Annotated in this window: 22 protein-coding genes and 1 tRNA gene; 11 read left to right on the plus strand and 12 right to left on the minus strand. The window is 65.7% G+C overall.

Going from position 1 to position 22012, the window contains the following annotated elements; all coding sequences use genetic code 11:
* Positions 1 to 9 precede the first annotated feature (9 nt).
* A complete protein-coding gene (gene coxB, locus D2V17_RS10950) occupies positions 10 to 1032 on the minus strand; it encodes a cytochrome c oxidase subunit II (protein ID WP_119593032.1) in 1023 nt (340 codons plus the stop codon).
* Between the two features lie 212 nt (positions 1033 to 1244).
* Here coxB and pyrE point away from each other — a divergent pair, with 212 nt between their 5' ends.
* The 7 genes from pyrE (at position 1245) to ruvX (ending at position 6799) form a co-directional block, all read left to right on the plus strand.
* Complete coding sequence (gene pyrE, locus D2V17_RS10955) at positions 1245 to 1823, plus strand: orotate phosphoribosyltransferase (protein ID WP_119593003.1); 579 nt, start codon at positions 1245 to 1247, stop codon at positions 1821 to 1823.
* Positions 1824 to 1825: 2 nt separating this feature from the next.
* On the plus strand, positions 1826 to 2587 hold the full coding sequence (locus tag D2V17_RS10960; protein WP_119593004.1) for a pyridoxine 5'-phosphate synthase: 762 nt from the start codon (positions 1826 to 1828) through the stop codon (positions 2585 to 2587).
* 190 nt (positions 2588 to 2777) lie between these two features.
* The gene (gene acpS, locus D2V17_RS10965) at positions 2778 to 3179 is read left to right on the plus strand and encodes a holo-ACP synthase (RefSeq protein ID WP_119593033.1); all 402 of its coding nucleotides are present in this window, start codon (positions 2778 to 2780) and stop codon (positions 3177 to 3179) included.
* Positions 3176 to 4045, plus strand: a complete 870-nt coding sequence (lepB, locus tag D2V17_RS10970) for a signal peptidase I (RefSeq protein WP_119593005.1) — start codon at positions 3176 to 3178, stop codon at positions 4043 to 4045. Before acpS ends, lepB begins: the two co-directional genes overlap by 4 nt.
* A gap of 3 nt (positions 4046 to 4048) precedes the next feature.
* Positions 4049 to 5155 (plus strand): AI-2E family transporter, encoded by a 1107-nt coding sequence (locus D2V17_RS10975; protein ID WP_119593006.1) that lies wholly within the window; start codon positions 4049 to 4051, stop codon positions 5153 to 5155.
* Positions 5109 to 6323, plus strand: coding sequence for a DUF3089 domain-containing protein (locus D2V17_RS10980; protein ID WP_245978677.1), 1215 nt, complete (start codon positions 5109 to 5111; stop codon positions 6321 to 6323). Before D2V17_RS10975 ends, D2V17_RS10980 begins: the two co-directional genes overlap by 47 nt.
* Complete coding sequence (gene ruvX / locus D2V17_RS10985; RefSeq protein ID WP_119593007.1) at positions 6302 to 6799, plus strand: Holliday junction resolvase RuvX; 498 nt, start codon at positions 6302 to 6304, stop codon at positions 6797 to 6799. The genes D2V17_RS10980 and ruvX overlap by 22 nt, the downstream gene beginning before the upstream one ends.
* 140 nt (positions 6800 to 6939) lie before the next feature.
* Here the strand turns inward: ruvX and D2V17_RS10990 are convergent, their stop codons facing one another.
* The 4 genes from D2V17_RS10990 to argH are packed head-to-tail and all read right to left on the minus strand — an operon-like array spanning position 6940 to position 10618.
* Entirely contained in the window at positions 6940 to 7722 is a 783-nt protein-coding gene (locus tag D2V17_RS10990; RefSeq protein WP_119593008.1) for a precorrin-2 dehydrogenase/sirohydrochlorin ferrochelatase family protein, read from the minus strand.
* Between the two features lie 5 nt (positions 7723 to 7727).
* Positions 7728 to 8996: a diaminopimelate decarboxylase gene (lysA, locus tag D2V17_RS10995; protein ID WP_119593009.1), complete on the minus strand. Its 1269-nt coding sequence runs from the start codon at positions 8994 to 8996 to the stop codon at positions 7728 to 7730.
* A gap of 6 nt (positions 8997 to 9002) precedes the next feature.
* The gene (locus D2V17_RS11000) at positions 9003 to 9245 is read right to left on the minus strand and encodes a hypothetical protein (protein ID WP_119593010.1); all 243 of its coding nucleotides are present in this window, start codon (positions 9243 to 9245) and stop codon (positions 9003 to 9005) included.
* Positions 9242 to 10618: an argininosuccinate lyase gene (gene argH / locus D2V17_RS11005; protein WP_119593011.1), complete on the minus strand. Its 1377-nt coding sequence runs from the start codon at positions 10616 to 10618 to the stop codon at positions 9242 to 9244. The genes D2V17_RS11000 and argH overlap by 4 nt, the downstream gene beginning before the upstream one ends.
* Before the next feature lie 61 nt (positions 10619 to 10679).
* Between argH and D2V17_RS11010 the strand changes: the two genes are divergently transcribed.
* Positions 10680 to 11255, plus strand: a complete 576-nt coding sequence (locus tag D2V17_RS11010; protein WP_245978678.1) for a TlpA family protein disulfide reductase — start codon at positions 10680 to 10682, stop codon at positions 11253 to 11255.
* Between the two features lie 89 nt (positions 11256 to 11344).
* Positions 11345 to 11420, plus strand: a tRNA-Val gene (locus tag D2V17_RS11015).
* Between the two features lie 79 nt (positions 11421 to 11499).
* Here the strand turns inward: D2V17_RS11015 and D2V17_RS11020 are convergent.
* Both D2V17_RS11020 and D2V17_RS11025 read right to left on the minus strand, forming a co-directional pair.
* Positions 11500 to 12480: a winged helix DNA-binding protein gene (locus D2V17_RS11020; RefSeq protein ID WP_119593013.1), complete on the minus strand. Its 981-nt coding sequence runs from the start codon at positions 12478 to 12480 to the stop codon at positions 11500 to 11502.
* 90 nt (positions 12481 to 12570) lie between these two features.
* A complete protein-coding gene (locus D2V17_RS11025; RefSeq protein WP_119593014.1) occupies positions 12571 to 13860 on the minus strand; it encodes an adenylosuccinate synthase in 1290 nt (429 codons plus the stop codon).
* A gap of 360 nt (positions 13861 to 14220) precedes the next feature.
* Here D2V17_RS11025 and D2V17_RS11030 point away from each other — a divergent pair, with 360 nt between their 5' ends.
* On the plus strand, positions 14221 to 15105 hold the full coding sequence (locus D2V17_RS11030; protein ID WP_191229158.1) for an alpha/beta hydrolase: 885 nt from the start codon (positions 14221 to 14223) through the stop codon (positions 15103 to 15105).
* Positions 15106 to 15245: 140 nt separating this feature from the next.
* Here the strand turns inward: D2V17_RS11030 and D2V17_RS11035 are convergent, their stop codons facing one another.
* The 3 genes from D2V17_RS11035 to D2V17_RS11045 all read right to left on the minus strand — a co-directional run bounded on the left by D2V17_RS11035 (position 15246) and on the right by D2V17_RS11045 (position 19381).
* Positions 15246 to 16352 (minus strand): ATP phosphoribosyltransferase regulatory subunit, encoded by a 1107-nt coding sequence (locus tag D2V17_RS11035; RefSeq protein ID WP_119593016.1) that lies wholly within the window; start codon positions 16350 to 16352, stop codon positions 15246 to 15248.
* 142 nt (positions 16353 to 16494) lie between these two features.
* The gene (gene serA / locus D2V17_RS11040) at positions 16495 to 18078 is read right to left on the minus strand and encodes a phosphoglycerate dehydrogenase (RefSeq protein ID WP_119593017.1); all 1584 of its coding nucleotides are present in this window, start codon (positions 18076 to 18078) and stop codon (positions 16495 to 16497) included.
* A 142-nt stretch (positions 18079 to 18220) separates the two neighbouring features.
* Entirely contained in the window at positions 18221 to 19381 is a 1161-nt protein-coding gene (locus D2V17_RS11045; RefSeq protein WP_119593018.1) for a phosphoserine transaminase, read from the minus strand.
* Between the two features lie 195 nt (positions 19382 to 19576).
* Here D2V17_RS11045 and D2V17_RS11050 point away from each other — a divergent pair, with 195 nt between their 5' ends.
* Positions 19577 to 20257, plus strand: a complete 681-nt coding sequence (locus D2V17_RS11050) for an extensin family protein (protein ID WP_119593035.1) — start codon at positions 19577 to 19579, stop codon at positions 20255 to 20257.
* A 92-nt stretch (positions 20258 to 20349) separates the two neighbouring features.
* Here D2V17_RS11050 and D2V17_RS11055 read toward each other — a convergent pair whose 3' ends face one another.
* Both D2V17_RS11055 and D2V17_RS11060 read right to left on the minus strand, forming a co-directional pair.
* Positions 20350 to 21093: a response regulator transcription factor gene (locus D2V17_RS11055; RefSeq protein ID WP_342767842.1), complete on the minus strand. Its 744-nt coding sequence runs from the start codon at positions 21091 to 21093 to the stop codon at positions 20350 to 20352.
* A 153-nt stretch (positions 21094 to 21246) separates the two neighbouring features.
* A complete protein-coding gene (locus D2V17_RS11060) occupies positions 21247 to 22002 on the minus strand; it encodes a proteasome-type protease (protein WP_119593020.1) in 756 nt (251 codons plus the stop codon).
* Positions 22003 to 22012 lie beyond the last annotated feature (10 nt).

Below are 22012 nucleotides of genomic sequence, written 5' to 3' on the forward strand. Positions count from 1 at the left end.
TTGTTCTGTTCAGGCGGTCGGCGCGGCGGCGTCAGCAGCTTCGCTGTCAGCGGCAGCAGCCTCGGCAGCGGCAGCAGCCGCCTTGAGTTCCGGCGTGGTGCCGCCCGGCTGGGTCATCACCCAGGCGTTGAATTCATCCAGCGGACGCGCCTCGATCGCGATCGGCATATAGCCATGACGCGCACCGCACAGCTCCATGCACTGACCATAATAGATGCCGGGCTCCTGAATGGTCAGCACGCGCTCGTTGATGCGGCCGGGCACAGCGTCGATCTTGAACCACAGCGACGGGATGCCGAACGAGTGGATCACGTCGGCACCGAAGGTCTGCAGGCGAATCGGTACGCCCACGGGCACGACCATGCGCTTGTCGACAGCAAGGTGCGACGGCTCGCCGGCAGCCTTGGCCTCTTCTTCCGGCATCATGTTCGAGATCACCTCGAAACCGCCGTTGTCGACATATTCATAGCCCCAGTACCACTGGTAGCCATTGGCCTTGATCGTGATCGCGTTTTCCGGCGGGCTCTTGTACTGGCGCGAGATCAGCGTGATCGACGGCACCGCGATGACCACAAGGATCAGCACCGGAATAACGGTCCAGATGATCTCGATCAGCGTGTTGTGGCTGGTCTTCGAAGGCACCGTGTTGGCGCGACGGTTGTAACGCGCGATCACCCACAGCAGCAGACCCAGCACGAACAGGCAGATCACCACGATGATCGGCAGCAGGATCGCATCGTGCATCCACAAGGCGTAGCTGCCATCAGCGGTGTACTGGTCCTGGAAGCCAATGCCACCCGGCGTCGGCTGACCCTTGATCATTTCCGGCCCGTAGTGCTCGAAAGCAGGCGCAGCCTCGGCAGCGGCAGGCGCCGCAGCATCAGCCGGAGCCGCTTCGACAGCAGCCTCGACCGGTGCGGTGACAGCTTGATCCTGCGCAAAGACAGCTTGCGGAGCAGCAGTAAAGGTCAGGGCCGCGACCGCCATGGTCAGGAAGGTAAGCGGCTTGCGGGCGATGTCGCCGAAAGTCATTGCGTCGAAGCTTTCCATTCTTTTGTAGCGCACGACCCCCGATTCCAGGGCCCGGCGCACAGGCCTTCTTGCCCCTCAAAGGGGCCTGTATGGCGGGCCTATACGCCCGCTTGCCCCATGCCTCAAGCGCTTCTAGGGAATTTTTCCGGCCCCGGTGGAAACACCGCGCTAGTTGCAAATCGTTCGCACAAGAAACAGGAAACGTCCCCATCATGACACAAGACGAGGTCCTCGCCGAGTTCCGCGCCAGCGGCGCCCTGCTGGAGGGGCACTTTCGCCTCTCGTCGGGCCGCCACTCGGCGCACTATCTGCAATGTGCGCGCGTGCTGATGAACCCCGACCGCGCCGCGCGCCTGGCCATAGCGGTGGCTCAGCAGATTCCCCGCGATCTGCGCGCCAGCATCGATGCCGTGGTCTCGCCTGCGATGGGCGGCATTATAATAGGGCACGAAATGGGCCGCGCCTTGCAGAAGGACGCGATGTTCCTTGAGCGTCCCGAAGGCAAGTTCCACCTGCGCCGCGGATTCGCGCTCGAAAAGGGCGCCAGGGTGCTGATGGTCGAAGACGTGGTGACCACGGGCCTCTCCAGCCGCGAAGCGATTGCGGCGGTCGGCGAGGAAGGCGGCAAGGTCGTCGCCGAAGTGGCGCTGGTCGACCGCTCGAACGGCGAGGCCGATCTTGGCGTGCCGTTCTTCCCGCTCGTGGCCTTGAACTTCCCGACCTACGCCGAGGACGAACTCCCCGCAGAGCTGGCGGCGATTCCCGTGACCAAGCCCGGAAGCCGGGCCTGACCATGGCCGGGCCGAACGTCCTCGATCCAGGCAAGCTGCGGCTTGGTGTGAATATCGACCACGTCGCGACGATCCGCAACGCGCGCGGTGGCGATCATCCCGATCCGGTTCGCGCCGCCGAGATCGTCGCCCGAGTCGGCGGCGATGGCATCACCGCCCACCTGCGCGAGGATCGCCGCCATATCCGCGACGAGGACATTCGCCGCATTCAGGACGCGACCGACCTGCCGCTCAACTTCGAGATGGCAGGAACCGAGGAGATGCTCGCCATTGCCCTCGCCCACAAGCCGCACGCCGCCTGCATCGTGCCGGAAAAGCGCGAGGAGCGGACCACCGAGGGCGGGCTTGATGCGGCGGGCCTGCACAACCAGCTCGCGCCCATCGTCGGCAAGCTGAGCGATGCGGGCATCCGCGTGTCGCTGTTCATCGAGGCGAGCGAGCGGCAGATCGAGGCTGCCTTGCGTCTTGGCGCACCGGTGGTGGAGTTTCACACGGGCGAATATGCCCATGCCGGGCTCGACGGAGACAACGAAAGGGTCGCCAGGGAGTTGAAAAGGCTCACAGACATGGCCGCGCTCGCCGCCAAGAACGGCATCGAGCCGCATGCGGGCCATGGCCTGACCTACGACAACGTGCAGCCGGTGGCGGCGATTCCCCAGCTCGCGGAGCTGAACATCGGGCACTATCTTATTGGTGAGGCGATCTTCTGCGGGCTCGAAGCAGCGGTGCTGCGGATGCGCGAGCTGATGGACGACGCGCGGTGAGGTTACTTGCACCCTCCACCTCTCCCCGGTCGGGGAGAGGATACGCAGGCTTGGCGACTTGTCGCCTGGCCGAAGTTGGTGAGGGGCGAACTGCCGCAGCGACCTTGCAACCCCCTCTCCAAGCTTCGCTAGCGCCTATGGGCGCAAGCTGCGCTATCCTCTCCCCGAACGGGGAGAGGGAGGTATGCCCGTGATCATCGGCCTCGGCTCCGACCTGTGCAACATCGAGCGTATCCAGAACTCGCTCGACCGCTATGGCGAGCGCTTCACCAATCGCGTGTTCACCGATGTCGAGAACGCCAAGGCCGCGCGCCGTCCGCACACGCAGGCCGGCACCTACGCCAAGCGCTTCGCCGCCAAGGAGGCTTTTTCGAAGGCCGTCGGGACCGGGTTCAAGGCTGGCGTGTTCATGAAGGATATCGGGGTGGTCAATGCCCCCTCGGGCGCGCCCACCCTCGCCCTTACCGGCGGCGCGGCGTCGCGGCTTGCACAGCTGACCCCGGATGGGCACCTAGTAAAGATACACTTGACCCTGACCGACGATCATCCATGGGCGCAAGCCTTCGTCATACTTGAGGCCCTTCCTGCATGAGCGACGCCACCACCACTTCCTCTTCCGACAAGACCGGCGAGAAAGAGAAGATCAACTGGCTGGCCGAAATTCGCGGTCTGGCGCTGATGCTGCTGGCGGTGCTGGCCTTCCACACCTTCGTCGCCAAGCCGTTCTACATCCCCTCTGGCTCGATGATGCCCAACCTGCTGGTGGGCGACCGGCTGGTGGTGAGCAAATGGCCCTATGGCTGGTCGTGGGTTTCGGCGAGCTTTCACCTGCTGCCGCGCTCCGACTGGCGAATCGCCCCCGGCACGCCCGAATATGGCGATATCGTCATCGCCGTGCCGCCGACCCATGCCGAGGACTATATCAAGCGCGTGGTCGCGCTGCCGGGTGACCGGATCGCCGTGGTGAACGGGCAGATCATTCTCAACGGCAAACCCGTGCCGCAGAAGGTCGAACCGGCAGTGCGCCTGCCCGCCGACGACGATGGCCAGTGCGACGGCAGGGACTGCATGGCCGCCTTCGCGCAGTATCGCGTGCAGCTGGAAGATGGCACCACGGTTTACGAACCGCCGACCTACCGCGAGACGCTGCCCAACGGCGCCAGCTACCTCATCATCGACCACGAGAACCAGTATCTCGACAACATGGCCGAAATCACCGTGCCCGATGGCCACGTGTTCCTGATGGGTGACAACCGCGACCATTCGGCCGACAGCCGCGCGCCGGTCGAGGCGAGCGGGCTTGGCGGGCCGGTGCCGCTGGCCAATGTCGGCGGGCGTGCCGAATTCATCACTTTCTCGCTCGATGGCAGCGCGACCTATAACCCGCTGACCTGGCTCTCTGCCCTACGGCCCGACCGCGCCTGGACCAGCCTGAGTCCGCAAAAGGACGACGACTAGACCATGGCCGACCGCGACGCCGACGATCAGGACATGGGCGCCAGCCCGACCAGCATCACCAGCCCGGAACTGCGCTTCGAAGCCGCGCGTGCGCTGGTCTGGACCACCATCGTCGGGCTGGTCGTCCTTGCGATCTACATCTCGCAGAGCCTGCTGGTGATCTTCGGCGCGATGGTCTTCGCCTCGATGATCGACGGCGGGGTGCGCCTGCTGGGGCGTGTGCTGCCGATCGGGCGCGGATGGCGCCTCGCGATCGTGCTGCTGGGGGCGGTCGCCTTCTTCGTCTGGCTCACAACCTATGCCGGATCGAAGATATCGAGTGAGGCGGCGGAGCTGCCGGCAATTGTCGAGCAGCAGGCCCGCGAGCTGTTCCTGTGGGCGCGCGGGCAAGGCTTTGAAATCGCGCTCGACGACATCAAGGGCATGATCGGGCGGGCGATGGACGGCGTCGGCACCGTCACCCGCGCGCTGGGCGGACTGGTTGGCGGCGCGACCTCGCTGCTGCTGATCGTGATCATCGGCATCTATGTCGCCATCGAGCCGCGCCTTTACGAACGCGGCGTGGCCTGGATCATGCCGCGCGACCGCCGCGCGGACTTCCACCTCACCGTCAGCCGCATGGCCTTCACGATGCGTAGGCTGATGTTCGGCCGCATCGTCGGCATGGTCGTCGAAGGCATTTTCACGTACATCATGCTGGTGCTTTACGGCACCGTGACGGGCGACGACATCCCGATGCCCGCCCTGCTCGCGATCCTGACCGGCCTGCTCGCCTTCATTCCCAACATCGGCGCCGCCGTATCGGGCATCCTGATGGTTCTGGTGGGCTTTTCGGGCGGGACCGAGATGGGGATCTACACCATCTTCGTCTATTTCCTGGTGCAGAATGTCGACGGCTACATCGTGATCCCGATGATCGCGAAGAAGACGGTCGATCTCGCCCCGGCGCTGGTGCTGGGGATGCAGCTGATCATGGGCATTCTGTTCGGCATTCTCGGCCTGTTCCTGGCCGACCCGCTGCTGGCCATGATCAAGGTCGCGCTTGAACGCCGCAGCGAACAGAATGCCCGCGACGAAGCCGCCGCTTCGGGGGAGAGCAATCCTGCGTAAGTTTCTCTATTTTATCGTTTTCGGTATCGTTCTGGTTGCTGGCGTACTGTTTGCGCTGCGGATCTATGCCGACGACGTGACGCGGATCGCCCTCGTGCCCAGCAGCGAGTTCGTGGCGCAGGCCCCGTTGGAGGAGGTCGCCTACAACGATCCCGACATGTGGTTCAGCCGCCCCGGCCTCGCGCCCGAGGACGATGCCGCGCGCTGGCAGCCCGCTGTGGCCTCCGCAAACGATGACGAGCCGCAAGACACCGCCGCACAGGTCGAGAGTCCTGCCGGAAACGCCGGGACCGGCACCCCGGCCTTCGCGGTGTTTTTCGTCCATCCGACCAGCTACCTTGATCGCTCGCACTGGAACGCTCCGCTCGACCACGAGGAATCGCAGTGGCGCGCGCGGCTGATGGTGCGCGGCATGGCCAGCGCCTTCAACGATGCGAGCGAGATCTGGGCCCCGCGCTACCGGCAAGCGACCTTCGGCGCTTTCCTCACCGACGCGCCCGAAGCGCAGCAAGCGCTCGATGCAGCCTATGCCGATGTCAGTCAGGCCTTCGATGTCTTCCTCGAAAGCGTCGGTCCGGACATGCCGATCGTGCTCGCGGGGCACAGTCAGGGCGGCTACCATATCGCCCGCCTGTTACAGGAGCGCGTCGTCGGCACCCCGTTGCAGGAGCGAATCGCTGCCGTCTATCCGGTGGGCTGGCCGATTTCGCTGGAGCATGATCTGCCCGCGCTCGGCCTGCCCGCCTGCGCCAGCGCCGATCAGCCCGCCTGCATCAGCGACTGGGTCAGCTTTGCCGAACCGGCCGAGCCGGGCCTGCTGCTGACCCGTTACGAAACCACACCGGGGCTCGACGGGCAGAGCCGCGTGGGCAGCCCGATCCTCTGCGTAAACCCGCTGACCGGCGCGACCGGCGGCGAGGCGGCAGCGAGCGCGAACCTCGGCACGCTCGTGCCCAATGCCGACCTTTCGGACGGCGAACTGGTCCCCGCTGCCGTGGGCGCGCGGTGCGATGCGAACGGCCTGCTGCTGATCGGCGAGGCCATCGACATGGGGCAGTACGTGCTGCCCGGTAACAACTATCACGTCTACGACATCCCGTTGTTCTGGGCGAACCTCAAGGCCGACGTGGTGCGGCGGGTGACGGCATGGCAACAAGCGCGCTCGTAACCGAACAGGCCCCCGCGTTCCGCGATGCGCTGGGCGATGGCGGGGTGCTGCTGGGGCTGGACCTCGGCACCAAGACCATCGGCACCGCGTTGTGCGACGCGCGCTGGACCTTCGCCACGGCGGGCAAGACCCTGCCCAAGGGCAAATATGGCCGCGACCGCGCGGCGCTGGCCGAACTGTGCAAGGCGCGGTCGGTGGTGGGCGTGGTGATCGGCCTGCCGCTCAACATGGACGGCAGCGCGGGTCCGCGCGTGCAGGCGAGCCGTGCCTTTGCGCGCAATCTGGCGCAGATGTCCGAGCAGGGGCTCGGCTTGCCGGTATTGCTGTGGGACGAGCGCTGGTCGACCACCAGCGCCGAGCGGGCGATGATCGATCAGGACTTCAGCCGCGCCAAGCGCGCCGAACGGATCGACAGCCACGCCGCCGCGATCATCCTGCAAGCCGCAATCGACCGGCTGGCGGGCGGGATGTTCTAGAACGGGGCCTGATCCCCCTTGCTCCCCTCCCCTTGGGGAGGGGCTGGGGGTGGGGGCTCGACGCTGGTTAGCGCGGAACCCCCATCCCAACCCTTCCCCAAGGGGAAGGGCTTTGCGATTGGATCCTATGCCACGCCGCGTCAGCCCCGGCGCACGATCACGACGAGCCCGGCAGGCATGTCGCCCTCATATGGCAGAGCAAGCCGCACGGCATCGGCCCGCGCCCGCAACAACACCGTCTCGCTCACCTGCGGATCGGCAAGCACCGCATCGGCCATGCCGAGCAGCCTTGCCTGACGCAGCGTAAGGTCATCCGCGTCATCTCTGGTCACCACGATCTCGTGCACGGCAGGCGCTGCAGCCTTGCCGCCCGCTTCCAACCACGTGCCAAGCCGGTCCGCGCTTCCCGCATCGAGCGGATCGAGCGCCCCACCCTCGCCCAGCGCCGCATCCAGCGCGCGGCGCCGCTCCGCCGACTCGGGAAAGGTCTTGCGCAAGGCCCCGCGCGCCTCTGCCAAGCCCTGCGCCAGCTTCCCCAGCGACGGCGGCAACAAAGCCTCCAGCCGCAAGCGCAGATGCTTGGCGAGCCCCGCCGATGCGCCGGAAGTTCCGACAGCGATCAGCACCGGATCGCGCTCCAGCAGGCTCGGGGTGGTAAAATCGCACCAGTCGGGCTTGTCGACCACGTTGACCAGCAGCCCCGCCCCACGCAGGCGCAGAGCATCGGCCTCGCAGCGCGCCTCATCGTCGTGGGCGATAAAGGCCAGCCGCGCGCCCTCGTCGATCCCGCGCTGAATCTCGGCAACGACCGTGCCGCCCGCCCGCTCGACCAAGCGGGCCTTGGCGGCGGCCGCGTCCCCCTCGCCCAGCACGATCACCGGCTGACCGGCGATACGATGGAAGAGCGGGAGCGAGCGCACCAGCGGTCCTAGCGCTTCAGGAAGTCGGGTACGCGCTCGGCGGCGGTGATCGCCTCGGGCAGGATACGGTCGGCCACCACGGCGAATTCCTCGCCATCGACCATCACCTCGGCCACGAACCCGCGCGAGTTGTACGAACTCGCCATGGTCGCGCCATAGGCCCCGGCGGTGCGGAACACCGCGAGATCGCCCGGCCCCACCGCATCGATCTCGCGCCCGGTGGCGAAGGTGTCACCGGTCTCGCAGATCGGCCCAACGATGTTGGCCACCATCCGCGCGCCGTTGGGCCGCACGGCGTCGAAATCGTGCCAGGCGCCATAGAGCGAGGGCCTTGCCAGATCGTTCATCGCCGCATCGACGATCACGAACGGATCGCGGTTGGCATTGCGCTTCACCCGGATCACGCGGGTCAGCAGCACCCCGGCATTGCCCGCGATCACACGGCCCGGCTCGAACATCAGCGTCGCGTCCCAGCCCCTGGTGACGCGGGCGACCATCGCGCCATAGTCGGCGGGGCTCGGGAACACCTCGCCCTTCTTGTAGGGCACGCCCAGCCCGCCACCGAGGTCCATATGGGTGACGCTGTCGCCGCCCGCGCGAATGTCTCCGAGCAGTTCGCCGAGCCGCAGGAACGCCGCCTCAAGCGGGGCCAGCTCGGACAGCTGGCTGCCGATGTGAACCGCCAGCCCGCGCATATCGAGCCCCGGCAAAGCCGCAAGCCGCGCATAAATCTCGCCTGCGCGGTCAATCGGCACGCCGAACTTGTTGTCCTTCTTGCCGGTCGAGATCTTTTCGTGGGTGCCCGCGTCGATGTCGGGGTTCACCCGCAGCGCACAGGGCGCCTTGAGGCCCATCTCCGCCGCGATCTGCGCCAGTTCGACGCCCTCTTCCTCGCTCTCGATATTGAACTGGCCGATCCGCTCGTCGAGCCCGGCGGCCAGTTCGCGCGCGGTCTTGCCGACGCCCGAGAACACGATGTCCGCCGCCGGAATGCCCGCCGCGATGGCGCGCGCCATCTCGCCGCCCGACACCACGTCGGCACCGTAACCCTCGCGCCCGAGCAGGCTGAGCACGGCAAGGTTGGGGTTCGACTTCACTGCAAAGGCAATGTGCGGCTTGCGGTCGAGCCCGGCCAGCCCCTCGCGAAATACGCGGGCATGGCGCTCGAACGTGGCGCGCGAATAGACATAGACGGGCGTGCCCACTTCGTCCGCAATGCGGGCGAGCGGAACGTCCTCGGCGAACAGTTCGCCGTTACGAAGCTGAAAATGATCCAATGTATCTTACCCTTCGGGTGGGAGGTCGAACGGATCGTCCTCCCGTTCTTCGGATTCGCTGCGCAGCTCCACGCTGCGCTTCGGCGCAGCCTGCGGGTCCACTGCCAGCAACTGACTTGAGGTGAGCGGCTCGCTCACGCCATAGGGCGCGGGCGGCAGGGCACGGCCGGGCGCGGGCTCAAGCTCGTTGCGCTGACCGCAGGCGGCAAGCGCAAGCGAACCGGCAATCAGGAGTGCGGCGCGCCTCACGCGCCCAGTCCCAATGCCAATCGCGCCGCGGCCACGCGTTTTCGTACCTCGACCGGCGCGGTGCCGCCGTGCGAGCAGCGCGCGGCAACCGATGCCTCGACCGAAAGCGCCTTGTAGACACGCTCGTCCACCCGGCCATCGATGGCCTGCAACTCGTCGAGCGAAAGCTCATCGAGCGCGCAACCCTTGCTCTCGGCCAGCTTCACCGCCGCGCCGGTGACGTGGTGCGCCTCGCGGAACGGAATGTCGGCCTCGCGCACCAGCCAGTCGGCCAGATCGGTAGCCGTGGCATAGCCCAGCTCGGCGGCCTGCCGCATCCGCTCGGTCTTGAAGGTGGAGTCGGCGATCATGCCGACCATCGCCGCGATCGACAGGCGCAGCAGGCCGTGCGCCTCGAACACCGGCGGCTTGTCGTCCTGCATGTCCTTCGAATAGGCGAGCGGCAGGCCCTTCATCGTCACCATCAGGCTGGTGAAGCAGCCCATGATGCGGCCCGCATGCCCGCGCACCAGCTCGGCGGCGTCGGGGTTCTTCTTCTGCGGCATGATCGAGGAGCCGGTCGAAAGACTGTCCGCCATGCGCACGAAGCCGAAGGGCTGGCTGGCCCAGATCACGAACTCCTCCGCCAGCCGCGACAGGTGCAGGCTGCACTGGGTGGCGGCGGAGAGATAGTCGAGCGCGAAGTCGCGGTCGGACACGGCATCGAGGCTGTTGTCGGTCGGGCTGTCGAAGCCGAGCGCCTTGGCGGTCATCTCGCGGTCGATCGGGAAGCCCGTGCCAGCGAGCGCCGCGCTGCCGAGCGGCGAGCGGTTAAGCCGCGCGCGCGCATCCTCGAAGCGCGAGACGTCGCGGCTGGTCATCTCGTAGTACGCCATGAGGTGGTGGCCGAGCGTGACCGGCTGCGCGGTTTGCAGGTGGGTGAAGCCAGGCATGATCGACTCGGCATGATTGCCCGCCTGCTCGACCAGCGCACGGCGCAGGGCATCGAGCCCGGCCAGCGTCTCGTCGATTGCGTCGCGCACCCAGAGGCGGAAGTCGGTCGCCACCTGATCGTTGCGGCTGCGCGCGGTGTGCAGGCGGCCGGCCACCGGGCCGATCAGCTCGGCAAGGCGGCTCTCGGTGGTCATGTGGATGTCTTCGAGGTCCCAGTTTTCGGGGACGCCGTTGGCTTCATATTCGCCTGCAACCTTGCCGAGCCCGGCGAGGATCGTCTCGGTATCGGCGGCGGAAACGATATTCCGTGCACCAAGCATGGTGACATGAGCCTTGCTTGCGGCGATATCCTGCCGCCAAAGAGCCTTGTCGAACGGAATCGAGGCATTGATTTCGCGCATGATTGCCGAAGGTCCTTCGGCAAACCGTCCGCCCCACATGGCGTTGGAGGAACTATCCTTGGTCAAACTGCGAAAATCCCCGGAATTGCTGGTTGTTTGCGTGGCCTTGGGGCTCACGGTGCTGCTGGCCGGGTGCGATACCGGCGCAGAGCCCGACACGCAAGCTGCGAGCACCCCGGCTGGGAGTTCCGGGGCGCAGGACGCAACGCTCACCGGGACGCTCGACCGTTCGCTGGCGGGCGATGAGGTGCCCGAGGTGACCGTGCGCCAGCCCGACGGGACCGAACTGGCGCTGAACGAGATGGACGGGCAACCGTTCCTGCTCAACCTGTGGGCGACATGGTGCGCGCCCTGCGTGGTCGAAATGCCGCTGCTCGACGACATGGCGGGCGATCTGGGTGGCAAGGTGCGCGTGGTGACGGTGAGCGAAGACCTGCGCGGGGCCGACGCGGTCAAGCCGTTCTTCGCCGACCACAAGTTCGCCGCACTCGAACCGTGGATGGACCCCGACAACGCACTCGCCTTTGCCTACGGCGGCGGCGCGGTGCTGCCGCTCACCATCCTCTACGATGGCGCGGGCAAAGAGGTGTGGCGCGTGATCGGCGCTTACGACTGGTCGAGCGCCGAGGCGCATGAGGCGGTGCTCGAAGCGGCCGGGACGTCCAGGCCGGACTAGCTGTCTAAAACACCGCATGTCCAAGTCCCCCCTTTTCACCGCATCAACCTTGGGCTAAGCGCCGCTCCTCCATGAGGCTCAGGCCCCGTGGGCGGTTAGCTCAGTTGGTAGAGCATCTCGTTTACACCGAGAGGGTCGGCGGTTCGAGCCCGTCACCGCCCACCAGTTTTGGCCAGATGAGTTCATCCGGGGGATAAATTCACGTCAGAACTCCCGAGCGAAGCGAAGGGGCGCCAGCCCCAGTTCACACCATCTGCGCCGCAGCCTGCCCCAGCTCATGGAAATAGCGCGCCATCGCGTCGGACGATTTCTCTGTCAGCTGGATGAAGGCGCGGCGGCGGTCGGTCTCGTCCTCGATCCGTTCCAGCAGGCCAGCCTCGGTCATCTGCGAAATCCATCGCAGCGCCGTGGTCGGCGGCACGCCCGAGGCAATGCACAGCGAAGTAACCGATACCCGTACATGTTCAGCACGCGCGGCGGTGAGGTCGAGCAGCATATCCCACGCCGGATCGGCAAACAGGTCGCCATCGAAAAACCGCGCGCGCAACTGCCGCTGCTGGATAATCCCGCGCACCAGACGTGGATCGGGCAGCGGCGGACGGGTCGCCCGCGCCATCCGCTCGCCATGGCATGGGCGCGAGCAATCCCTCGGTGCGAACCGGAACGCGCTCCCCGCCGATGGCTTCGCCGCGTGATCGGGAGTGAGCAGATCGATCCGCTCCGCAATATGCGTGACCTGCTCGGTGATCCGCAGCAGGTTGCGCCGATCCTCCTCCGACAGTTCACGCACGCGCCGCCCTGACAGCTCGGCCAGCATCCGGCCCAGTGCGATCACCCGGTCAGTCCGGCGGGGATTGACGAGGATCTGCGGATCGCTCGCCGAACAACAACCGTACACCGCATCGAGCGTGTCGACCGTGGTTGCCACGATCAGCCGCGCCCCGGCCCGCGCCACCCGCTCATCAAGCCGGCTCAGCGCTGCGTAGCCCGCCCCGTCCAGCTCCGGGCAATCGAGAAACGCCAGCTCGCCCAACGGCGCTGCCTCACCATCAAGCAAGTCCGCCAGCGCACCGCAATCGCGCACGGCAAACCCTGCGATCCCGGCATCCTCGTGCAGTTCGTCGCGAAACTGCGCCCGGTCCGAGAAAACCGACAGCGCCAGCTTCATGCCGGCGCTGTCAGCGGCCATCTCATAGGCAAAATCGATTACGGCTGCTTGACCCATCTGTCGCACTCCCCAAAGTGGATGCGAACACAATGAGAACAAACCAAGATCGTGTCAAGAATTTCCTAAGGATAACCCCTAAGGCCTTGATCAGTCGGCAAATGGATCGCGCACCAGAATCGTGTCCTCACGCTCGGGGCTGGTCGAAACGCTTGCCACCGGGCACTCGATCAGTTCCTCGATCCGGCGAATATACTTGATCGCCTGCGCCGGAAGGTCCGCCCAGCTGCGCGCACCCACCGTGGTGCCTTCCCAGCCGTCGATTTCCTCGTAAACCGGCTCCAGCCGCGCCTGCTCCTGTGCGTTGGCGGGCAGGTAGTCGATCAGTTCGCCGTCGAGCCTGTAGCCGGTGCAGATCCTGATCGTCTCGAACCCGTCGAGCACGTCGATCTTGGTCAGCGCAATGCCGGTGACGCCCGAGATGGCGCAGGTCTGCTTCACCAGCGCCGCGTCGAACCAGCCGCAACGACGCTTGCGCGCGGTGACGGTGCCGAACTCGTGGCCACGCTCGCCCAGCCGCTGACCCACTTCGTCTTCCAGCTCGGTCGGGAACGGGCCGGAGCCCACGCGCGTGGTATAGGCCTTGACGATCCCGAGCACGAAGCCCGCCGCGCCCGGCCCCATGCCCGAGCCGCTCGCCACTGTGCCCGACACCGTGTTCGAGCTGGTCACGAAGGGATAGGTGCCATGATCGACATCGAGCAGCACGCCCTGCGCGCCCTCGAACAGGATTTTTGCCCCCGCCTTCTTCACCTCGTTCAGGCGCTTCCACACCGGCTGCGCATACTGGAGCACGAACGGCGCGATCTCGCGCAGCTTGGCCAGCAGTTCGGCACGGTCGATCGGCGGCTCGCCAAACCCGGCGCGCAGCGCATCGTGGTGCGCGCAGAGGCGATCAAGCTGCGGCTCAAGCTCGTCGAGGTGCGACAGATCGCACACGCGGATCGCGCGGCGGCCCACCTTGTCTTCGTAGGCCGGGCCAATGCCGCGCCCGGTGGTGCCGATCTTGCCCTTGCCCGCAGCGGCCTCGCGCATCACGTCCAGCTCGCCGTGGACCGGCAGGATCAGTGGACAATTGTCGGCAATCCCGAAGTTCTCGGGCGTGATCGCGACGCCCTGGCCTTCGAGCCGCTCGATCTCACCCTTCAGCGCCCACGGATCGAGCACCACGCCGTTGCCAACGAGGCTGAGCGTGCCGGTGACGATGCCAGAAGGCAGCAGCGAGAGCTTGTAGGTCTTGTCGCCCACCACCAGCGTGTGGCCGGCATTGTGGCCGCCCTGAAAGCGCACCACCACATCGGCGCGGGTGGCCAGCCAGTCGACAATCTTGCCTTTGCCTTCGTCGCCCCACTGGGCGCCAATCACGGTTACGTTAGGCATGGATAGAGTCCTCCACCCCGCCAAGGAAATCCGGGACGCCCTTCGACAGGACTCGGCGAACGGATTGGACCAGAAGGGAGCATGGCTCCCCGAATGCGGGGGCGTCTTTAGCCACGCTTACTGCCAAGTCAACAGCCGTGGGCGAAGTTGACGAAGTTGACAGCATGCGAGAGCTTGCCGTCAGGGAATTAAAATTAGCAATCAATGGCTTAATCCAGTTTAATGAACTTGACACTTGGCACGGGTTCGCCGCGCGAACGGCCGGACGCCAAGTCTGCTCAGCCTAGGCTAGCCATGCACCGATGGCCACCCTGTAGGAAAGGGTTGCCATCCCCGGCGCGACCGGGCAGCCCACGCGCCATGCCGAGCCTGCGCACCATCGCCGATGTCCTGCTGGGCTATGGCCGCAAGGCCGAGAACCGCGCTGGCCCGCGCTTTCGCCAGCCGAGCCTGACGCTCACCTATGGCGATCACCCGTTGCAGGCGCTCGATGTCTATTCCGCCGGACCGGGCGAGCGCCTGCTGCTGGTGTTCGTCCACGGCGGGGCCTGGCAGTTCGGCGACAAGACCCGGCGCCTGAAAGACGCCAAGGTGCCCTTCGCGCATGACCATGGCTGGCACTTCGCCGCGCTCAACTTCCGCATGGTGCCGGAAGTGGACGTGCGGACGATGGCCGAGGACGTGGCGGCGGGGCTGGCGCTGCTGTTCGCGCGGGCCGATGAGCTGGGAATCGACCGACGGCGCATTGTCCTGATGGGCCATTCCTCGGGCGCACATCTGGCCGCGCTGGTGGCGAGCGATCCGGTGCTGCTCGGCGCGCATGGCCTTGCGCCGGGCGATCTGGCGGGCGTGATCGCGATTGACGGTGCGGCCTACGATCCGGGCGAACCGAGCACCGGCTCGCGGCAGTTCCAGAAGCGGCTGCTCGATCCGGCCTTTGCCGGGGCCGACCTGGCTGCTCTGTCACCCGTGGCGCAGCTTGAGGCGCATGGCGCGGATGCCCCGCCCTTCCTGATCATGCACACCGCCAGTGGCTTTACCGGCGCGCAGGCGCGACTGCTCGAACGCGCGCTGATGGGTGCGGGCGGAAGGGTTGAGCGCCATGGCTTTCGCGGCACCAGCCCGCTTGCACATATGCGACTGAGCCGCTGGTTCGGCCGCGCGGGATTCGGACCGACTGAAGTAGCACGAAGCTGGATCGAGGAACTTGCGCCTCCTCCGCAAGGCGAGGCTAAAGGGGGATGATATCGTATTGCCCCGCAAAGCCCTTCCCCTTGGCGAAGGGTTGGGATGGGGGGTCCACCCCAGCCAGGTATCTAGCCCCCACCCCCAGCCCCTCCCCAAGGGGAGGGGAGGAAGCTCCATCAGAGTAGTGTCATCAGGGGCTAGAGCGGCGTGGCTTCGCTACCTTCAAGCCGGTGCGAACAGCCGAGCGCCACCGCATCATCCGCATCCGACAGCGCAGCCACAGTCCGCTTGCCCTCCGCACGCAGCTTTTCCGCAGCGGCCTCGTCGTGGCCGAGCGGCAGGAACACCTTTTCGCCGATGTTCTCCTGCGCCTTCACCGCATCGACCAGCTCCTCGGGGTACAGCGAGAACCCGGTCGCCACTTCGCCACTGCCGCCGATGCGATAGGTGCCGCCCCGGCCCAGCTCGCCGCGCACGCCTTGCGCGTAGAGCGTAAAGCCGAACCAGCTCTGGTATTCGAAGCCATGGCGCTCGGTCGGGTCCAGCGTGAGGCGCGCGCGCCCCTCGACCCGCGCGGCGATCTGCGAGATCGCGGCGATCCGGCTGTCGAGTACGCCATCCTTGTTCAGCGCCTCCAGCTCGGCCAGCGCCTCGGGCAGCGCGCCGGTGGCGAACAGCAGCGGCAGATAAGCCGCCCCGCCCGCTTCGGTCAGCGCGCCCGCGTCCTTCATGTCGAGTTCGCGCCGCACCGCCTCGCGGTCGGCCAGCGGCAGCGGGCCGTCGGCCAGCACGTCGACCAGATCGGGCATGGTGAAATCGACCGAGATGCCAGTGGCCCCGGCAGCTTCGAGCGCGGCAATCGCCAGCTCGACGATCTCGCAGGCAGCGGCAACCGAATCGGTGCCGATCAGCTCAGCGCCCAGTTGCAGGTTCTCGCGGCGCGGTTCGAGTGCGGTTCCGGCGATCTTCACCACCTGCCCGGCATAGGCCAGCCGCAGCGGACGCGGCGCCTCTACCAGCGAGGTGGCGGCGATGCGCCCGACCTGCACCGTGATGTCGCCGCGCAAGGCCAGCGTGCGCAGGCTCTTGGGATCGACGAAGCGGAACATATGGTTGCGGCTGACCCCGTCCATGCGGGCAGCGAGCGAGCGTTCGAACTCGATCAGCGGCGGGCGCACCCGGTCATAGCCATGCGCGGTCAGCCTATCGAGCACGGCCCGCTCGATCCTGGTGGCCGCAGCGGCGCTCTGGATCAGACGGTCTTCGAGGCCCTCGGGCAGGAGGTCGGTGGTGCGATCAGTCATTATCTGGTGCTGGCCCTCATTAGTCCGCTCGTGCTGAGCTTGTCGAAGCACTGTTCTCCCCTTGGCAAGGCGGGCCGCAGAAAGAAAGGGCAAGCCTTCGACAAGCTCAGGCTGAGCGGTATTTTTCTGAAGGCAGCTGCAATCAGAAATTGAGCGCCTTCACCAGCTTCACGCCCTGCAGCTTCTCGGCCGCAGTGATGACCTCGGCCGGGATCGGCGCATCGACGCTCAGCAGCACGATGGCCTCGCCGCCGGTCTCGCGACGACCAAGGTGGAAGGTACCGATGTTGATGCCATGCTCGCCCATCAGCGAGCCGACCCGGCCGATGAAGCCCGGGGCGTCCTCGTTGACGACATAGAGCATGTGGCCTTCCAGATCGGCCTCGACGCCGATGCCGAAGATCTCCACCAGACGCGCGGCCTTGTCGGCGAACAGCGTGCCCGCCACCGAACGCGGACCCGCGCTGGTCGCCACGGTCACGCGCAGCAGGGTGTTGAACACGCCCTCGCCCTCATAGCGCACCGAACGGACCTGCAGGCCGCGCTCCTTCGCGAGATAAGGCGCGTTGACCATGTTCACCGTGTCGGAATAGCGGCGCATGAAGCCCGCCAGCACCGCGCCCTCGATCGGCTTGCCGTTGAGTTCGGCAGCAGCGCCCGAACGCTCGATGCTGATCTCGGTGAGGTTGCCGTGGGCGAGCTGGCTGACCAGCGAACCCAGCTTTTCCGCCAGCGCCATGTAGGGGCGCAGCTTCGGAGCTTCCTCGGCGCTGAGCGAAGGCATATTGAGCGCGTTGGTGACACCGCCGTTGACGAGATAGTCAGCCATCTGCTCGGCCACCTGCAGCGCCACGTTGACCTGCGCTTCGGTGGTCGAGGCGCCGAGGTGCGGGGTGCAGATGAAGTTCGGCGTGCCGAACAGCGGGTGCTCCTTGGCGGGCTCCTTGGCGAACACGTCGAGCGCGGCACCGGCGATGTGGCCGCTGTCGAGCAGGTCCTTGAGCCCCGCTTCGTCGATCAGGCCGCCGCGCGCGCAGTTCACGATCCGCACGCCCTTCTTGCACTGCTCAAGCCGCTCGCGGCTGAGGATGTTGCGGGTCTCGTCGGTGAGCGGGGTGTGCAGCGTGATGAAGTCGGCCTTCTCCAGCAGCGTTCCGAGATCCGCCTTCTCCACGCCCATCTCGATGGCGCGCTCGGGCGTCAGGAACGGATCGTAGGCGACGACCTTCATCCGCAGGCCCAGCGCACGGCTGGCGACGATCGAGCCGATGTTGCCCGCGCCGATCAGGCCGAGCGTCTTGCCGGTCAGCTCGACGCCCATGAAGTCGTTCTTCGGCCATTCGCCGTTCTGGGTGCGCGCGTTGGCTTCCGGGATCTGGCGGGCCACGGCGAACATCAGCGCAATCGCGTGTTCGGCGGTGGTGATCGAGTTGCCGAACGGGGTGTTCATCACCACCACGCCCTGAGCGCTGGCCGCCGGAATATCGACGTTGTCGACACCGATACCGGCGCGGCCGATCACCTTGAGGTTGGGCGCGGCGGCGAGGATTTCGGGGGTGACCTTGGTCGAGCTGCGGATGGCGAGGCCGTCATACTGGCCGATCATGGCCTTCAGCTCTTCGGGGGTCTTGCCGGTGATGACATCGACGTCGCAGCCGCGCTCTTCGAAGATCTTGGCGGCGTTGGGGTCCATCTTGTCGGAAATGAGGACTTTGGGCTTGGTCATAATAAACCTCGAATACACATCCGCTCACCCTGAGCCTGTCGAAGGGTTGTCCTTCTTTTCAGGGGCGGCACAGAAGGGGAAAGGACGGTCCTTCGACAAGCTCAGGACGAGCGGGAAGGACCGTCAAAAGCGGTGGCAACCGTTAGAGGTTGCCGGCCTTGAGCTCTTCGTAGGCCCACTCGATCCACGGCAACAGGCGCGCGATGTCTTCGCTTTCGAGCGAACCGCCACACCAGATCCGCAGGCCCGGAGGCGCATCGCGGTAGCCGTTGAAGTCGAAACCGACCTCAAGCTCCTCGAGTTTCTTGGCAATCTTGCCCGGAACGGCGGCCTTGTCTTCATCGGACAGGCTGTCGATCCACTCGCCCTGGAAGACCATGCACACGCCGGTGTTGGTCTGCTGGGCGGGGTCTGCCACCATGTTGCGCAGCCACGGGGTCGCCTCGATCCAGTCCTTGACGATCTTGGCATTGGCATTCGTACGCGCGAACATCGCCTCGCGCCCGCCAATTTCCTTCACCCATTCAAGCGCGGCGATATAGTCTTCCGTCGCCAGCATCGAGGGGGTGTTGATCGTCGCACCTTCGAAGATCGAGGTGTCGAGCTTGCCCTTCTTCTTGATGCGGAACAGCTTGGGCAGCGGCCACTCAGGGTCATAGCTGTTGATCCGCTCGACCGCCTTGGGCGACAGGATCATCATGCCGTGCTGCGCTTCGCCGCCCAGCACCTTCTGCCACGAGAAGGTGGTCACATCGAGCTTGGCCCAGTCCATCTCCATCGCGAAGACAGCGCTGGTGGCATCGTTGATGGTGATGCCGGTGCGATCGGCCGCAAGCCAGTCGGTGTTGGGAATGCGTGCACCCGAGGTGGTGCCGTTCCAGGTGAAGACAACGTCGTTGTCCTGCGGGATCTGGGTCAGATCGGGAATTTCGCCATAGCCGGCTTCCAGAACCTGCAGGTCCTTCAGCTTCAGCTGCTTGGCCGCATCCTGAATCCACACATTGCCGAAGCTTTCCCACGCCGCGACAGTCGCGGGGCGAGCGCCGAGCATCGTCCACATCGCGCATTCGAGCGCACCGGTATCCGAGCCGGGCATGATGCCGACCAGATAGTCGTCAGGAACGCCGAGCAGTTCCTTGGTGAGATCGATGGCATATTTCAGCCGCCCCTTGGCATACTTGCCGCGGTGCGAGCGGCCGAGCGAGCGGGTGTCGAGCTTGTCGACAGACCAGCCGGGCGGCTTGCAGGTGGGTCCGGATGAGAAGAAGGGGCGCTCAGGCTTGAGCGTCGGTTGTGCAGTCATGTATTCTCTCCTTTCAGAGAGCTCGCGCGGCGTTGGGACCGCGTGGCCCGGCGCCGCACCTAGCCACCCCCTGTCGAATGTCAATCGCAGATCGTTGGCCTGCCCCCGCTCAGGGATCGCTTACGGATGGCGGGCGGGCCAATTTTCCAGGGCTGGCAAGGTTCCCTTAAGCATAGGTGCGACAGGATGGCCCGCATGCGACAATGGCCCGCCCTGCTGATTCTCGCTTCCGCGCTGGCGGGCTGTTCGATGCTGCCAGACCGCTCTGGCCGCGAGACGAGCACGCCGCGCACCGCCGATTCGCGCGCCGTGGCTGCTCCCACCCGCACCGTCGACCGTGTCTGCATGGCAGATCTTGGCGGCAGCGGCGCACGCTTCACCCCCCTGCCCGACCGTTATGACGGCAATGGCTGCAGCAACCTCGGCACGGTTCAGCTGATTGCGCTGAGCAGCGACGATGGCGAACTGGCCCTCAGCAATCTCGGCGCGGTCACCTGCCCGGTCAGCCAGGCCTTTGCCGGCTGGGCACGTTTTGGCGTGGACCGCGCCGCGCGGCAGATCCTCGGCGCGAAGCTGGCGCGGATCGAAACCTACGGCAGCTACAATTGCCGCAATGTGGCCGGAAGCTCGCGCCGCAGCGCCCATGCCACGGCCTCCGCCATCGATATTTCAGGCTTCGTGCTTTCCGATGGACGGCGCATCTCGGTGCTTGACGACTGGGACGGCGGGTCAGCCGCCTATCGCCAGTTCCTGCGCACGGTTCAGGCCTCGGCCTGCCGCCGGTTCGGCACAGTACTCGGCCCCGACTACAACGCCGCGCACCGCAACCATTTCCACCTGGAAGGTGTCGCAGAAGGCAAGAGCTTCTGCCGCTAGAGTTGGCCACGGGCGGCCCAGCCTTTGCCGGCAGCCACGCTACCCCTGCACGTCAGACGCTGGCCCGCCCCTCAGGCTCAGTTCCCTCAATCCTAGCCGGTGCGCCTTTCAAGCGGCATACGAAGCTGCGCCTCATGGTCATCGTGAGCGTCCCGCTGCCCATGTCCGCTGGCCGCAACGATATCGTTCTGCACGGCCTCCAGCCCTGCATCGAGCCGCATCCGCACGGCTTCGGCCGCATGGTGGGCTCCTAATTTGTCCATCATGTTGGCACGGTGAATTTCCACCGTGCGCGGGCTGATCTCCAGTTCCCGCGCGATCGCCTTGTTCGAGCAGCCTTCCGATAGCCAGTCGAGCACTTCGCGTTCGCGCCTGGACAGCATGCCGATCCGCCGCCGGGCGTCGATCAGCCGGCGGCGCGCCTCGGCATGGCGGCCCGCATCAGATTCGAGATGGGCGACCATCCGCGCCAGTTCTTCCGCAGTGAGCGGCAGCTCCATGTAATCGAGAGCGCCGGCCTGGATCGCGGTGACGACTTCATCAACTTCCGGGTTCGGCTTGGCGGCGATAAGCGGCACGCAGATGCCCTGTTCCCCCAACCGGTCGAGCAGGACTGTAACCCCAAAGTCCAGAATATCGTCGCAGGCGACGATGACCCCTCTCCTTGGCGGTCGGTCAAACATCTCGTCGAGGTCGGCATAGACCTCTGCATGGAGCCCCAGCGAAAACGCCAGCCGCGCCTGTTCTGCCCTGGTGCGGCTTGAGCCGCCGACGATATGAAGTGTGATGCGCTGTTCCATAACCAAGACGTAGCCCGTAACTTCGGCATCGCGCACTTCGTATTGCTACGGAATCAGTTAGATAGAAACCAATATTCACCCAAATTTCGCAGTTTTAGGTGGTTAATTTCCCCCCAAACCGGAGCTAAATAGGCCCGCTATCTAGCAACAATCCCCTAAGCACTTTGGCGAAGCGGGGCACAACTCAGGTCACGGGATAATGCTTGGGCTATCCATTGAGTAGTCGGGCAGCGAATGAAACGCGCTCTTCAGCGCATCGCCCCAGCTGGACGAGATCGCCTCGAAGAACGGATCGCCCGCCTCGATACGGCGCTCCTGCAGCGGTTCGAACACGTCGCGTTCCAGCACCTGCAGATCGAGCGGCAGGCCGACCGAAAGATTCGCCTTGAGGGTGGAGTCCATGCTCACCATCAACAGCTTGACCGCGTCCTCGAAGCTCATCGTGCGGTCGTAGGCGCGCAGCAGGATCGGGCGGCCATACTTGGTCTCGCCGATCTGGAAGAACGGGGTATCGAAGCTGGCTTCGATGAAGTTGCCCTCGGGGTAGATCATGAACAGGCGCGGTTCCATGCCCTTGATCTGGCCCGCCAGGATCAGCGAGGCGGTGAACCGGCTCCCGCCGCTCGCGCCGTTCTGCTTCTGGGTGTCGCCGATGGTTTCGCGCAGCAGGTTGCCCAGCTCGATCGCGACCTGGAACATGGTCGGCAGTTCGAGCAGGCTGTTCGAACGCTCCTCCGGCGCTTTCGAGCGTTCCTCCAGCTTGGAGATCACCGCCTGCGTGGTGGCCAGATTGCCCGCCGTCATGATCGAGATGATCCGCTCGCCCGGCACCGACCAGCTGTGCATCTTGCGAAACACCGAAATATTGTCGACGCCCGAGTTGGTGCGCGTGTCGCTCATCAGGACCAGGCCCTTGTCGAGCACCATGCCAACGCAATATGTCATCGATCGATCT

This window comes from Aurantiacibacter xanthus (assembly GCF_003584015.1).
Lineage (GTDB): Bacteria > Pseudomonadota > Alphaproteobacteria > Sphingomonadales > Sphingomonadaceae > Alteraurantiacibacter > Alteraurantiacibacter xanthus.

Bases quoted from the DNA above. Each gene is read 5' to 3' on its own strand.
- D2V17_RS11035 (WP_119593016.1), bottom strand. From the start codon at position 16,352: ATGACTGATCGCACCACCGACCTCCTGCCCGAGGGCCTCGAAGACCGT.
- D2V17_RS11060 (WP_119593020.1), bottom strand. From the start codon at position 22,002: ATGACATATTGCGTTGGCATGGTGCTCGACAAGGGCCTGGTCCTGATG.
- coxB (WP_119593032.1), bottom strand. From the start codon at position 1,032: ATGACTTTCGGCGACATCGCCCGCAAGCCGCTTACCTTCCTGACCATG.
- D2V17_RS10980 (WP_245978677.1), top strand. From the start codon at position 5,109: ATGCCCGCGACGAAGCCGCCGCTTCGGGGGAGAGCAATCCTGCGTAAG.
- D2V17_RS10975 (WP_119593006.1), top strand. From the start codon at position 4,049: ATGGCCGACCGCGACGCCGACGATCAGGACATGGGCGCCAGCCCGACC.
- serA (WP_119593017.1), bottom strand. From the start codon at position 18,078: ATGACCAAGCCCAAAGTCCTCATTTCCGACAAGATGGACCCCAACGCC.
- ruvX (WP_119593007.1), top strand. From the start codon at position 6,302: ATGGCAACAAGCGCGCTCGTAACCGAACAGGCCCCCGCGTTCCGCGAT.
- D2V17_RS10960 (WP_119593004.1), top strand. From the start codon at position 1,826: ATGGCCGGGCCGAACGTCCTCGATCCAGGCAAGCTGCGGCTTGGTGTG.
- lepB (WP_119593005.1), top strand. From the start codon at position 3,176: ATGAGCGACGCCACCACCACTTCCTCTTCCGACAAGACCGGCGAGAAA.
- argH (WP_119593011.1), bottom strand. From the start codon at position 10,618: ATGTGGGGCGGACGGTTTGCCGAAGGACCTTCGGCAATCATGCGCGAA.
- D2V17_RS11025 (WP_119593014.1), bottom strand. From the start codon at position 13,860: ATGCCTAACGTAACCGTGATTGGCGCCCAGTGGGGCGACGAAGGCAAA.
- D2V17_RS11045 (WP_119593018.1), bottom strand. From the start codon at position 19,381: ATGACTGCACAACCGACGCTCAAGCCTGAGCGCCCCTTCTTCTCATCC.
- pyrE (WP_119593003.1), top strand. From the start codon at position 1,245: ATGACACAAGACGAGGTCCTCGCCGAGTTCCGCGCCAGCGGCGCCCTG.
- D2V17_RS11050 (WP_119593035.1), top strand. From the start codon at position 19,577: ATGCGACAATGGCCCGCCCTGCTGATTCTCGCTTCCGCGCTGGCGGGC.
- D2V17_RS11030 (WP_191229158.1), top strand. From the start codon at position 14,221: ATGCCGAGCCTGCGCACCATCGCCGATGTCCTGCTGGGCTATGGCCGC.
- D2V17_RS11020 (WP_119593013.1), bottom strand. From the start codon at position 12,480: ATGGGTCAAGCAGCCGTAATCGATTTTGCCTATGAGATGGCCGCTGAC.